Annotated in this window: 1 pseudogene; it reads right to left on the reverse strand. The window is 42.6% G+C overall.

The annotated features are described in order from the left end of the window. Nucleotides 1–39 precede the first annotated feature (39 nt). Nucleotides 40–1,491 (reverse strand): annotated as a pseudogene (locus MLD65_RS17935) (IS5 family transposase). Nucleotides 1,492–1,611: the final 120 nt, after the last annotated feature.

Here is a 1,611-nt window from a genome sequence, read left to right on the forward strand (position 1 = left end):
AATTAGGGCTTGCTGAACGAATTGGCAACTTAATGTTTTTTAAACAGCTATCTTCGCGAATACCTTTCTGAAAAAATGCCAAAAAAGAACTCTGAGCTTTCGCTCGAGATTCATGACGAGGAATTGGATACAAACGACCGTCTCACTGGTGTCTTGAAGGCGTGCTCGAATAAGGCCTAGCCCATAAGTACGCTTGCCTTCTCCAAATTTACCTTCTACAGTGTTCCGTTCTGATGCATCTTTTTTGGCCATTTGTCTTTGGAGTGCACCTTCTTTCTTTGAAGGGCGTCCAAGCTTGGGGCCACTAAGACGGATTCCTCTTTCCTTGCAGTATTGTAGATTTTCTCGGTTTCGATAGATTTTATCAGCCAAGACAGCTTCGGGGTAACACCCGAATCGCTTCCGATCGTTTTCAATCGATTCCTGAAGGGTGATGCCCTCATTAAAATTGTCCCAGTCCAATTTTTCAACCAAGACATACCCATCTACCACGCTGACGGCAACTTTCGAACCAAACTCAACGTTTGCTTTGGCTTTACCTCGGACGATTGGACGTACATGTGGTTGGGAAATGCTTACGATTCGATGGTCTACACGATGTGTTCTTGTACGGTACATTTCTTCTTGTTGACGGTAAAGTTCCTGTATAATCAAAAGCTCCCTGTACTCTTGTTTGCTTAAAAGGGATAATGGACTGTGAGACTCTAACTCTTCAATCACTCTAAGATCTCTCTTAACATACCTCAACTGCTTCCCAACAGCCTTACGCATCTTTCTCGCTCCAACCTTCCGCTGTTTCACAATAGCCAAGTAGTCTTTTCTTGCTTTCTGTCGATAGGTACGAGGTTTTCGTTTAGACCCTTTCATCGGTTCGTGCAAGACGTCAATGATCTGTTCCAACTTTTCGCGTGCTTCGTTCAACAGTTCAAAGTCATAGGCCATATCAGCTGGAGCACATGTTGCATCTAGTATGAGTTTTCCTTTGTTCTCCTTCATGCTTGTATCCGCTTTTGCATCTTCTGAAGGCTTGTGATTAGAAGGTGGATGATGGACCTAATCCTCGTCATCCTTTTCTTGATCCTGCTTTTGTTCCTCCATGACAATCCATTCATTGACTTCATTGATGATATCAGGACCGAGTCTCTTTCGAAAATGAGTCATCAAAGAATGATGAAAAGGTTCTGTTTCTTGGAAAGCTGGAAGACCAATGAAATACTGCAAATACGGGTTCTCTGTAATCTGTTGAACTGTTTCACGGTCACTTAAGCCAAGTCGCTCTTTAATCAGCAAAGCGCCAAGGGCCATTCTAACAGAGAGGGCTCTTTGACCTTTAAACGATTTCTTGAACGCTTTTGCATATTTCTCTTCAGCCTTCCCCCAAGGAATCATTTCAGCAAGAAGGACCCATCGATTCTCTTTATTTAATTTACCGCCAAAAGGCAGGAAGAAGTCATCGGAAAATGTCAGTTGATTTTGCGTTTCTTGATACACAGTGCTGACCTCCAAGTGCAAGGTTTTTTGTGGGTTTTACCGTAAATCCATACACTTTATATTCGACAAAAGCTACTAAAACCCTTGTCGGTACTAGTTTTTTGTCTATTCAGCAAACCC

Source organism: Bacillus sp. FJAT-47783 (genome assembly GCF_022808615.1).
Lineage (GTDB): Bacteria > Bacillota > Bacilli > Bacillales > Aeribacillaceae > Bacillus_BZ.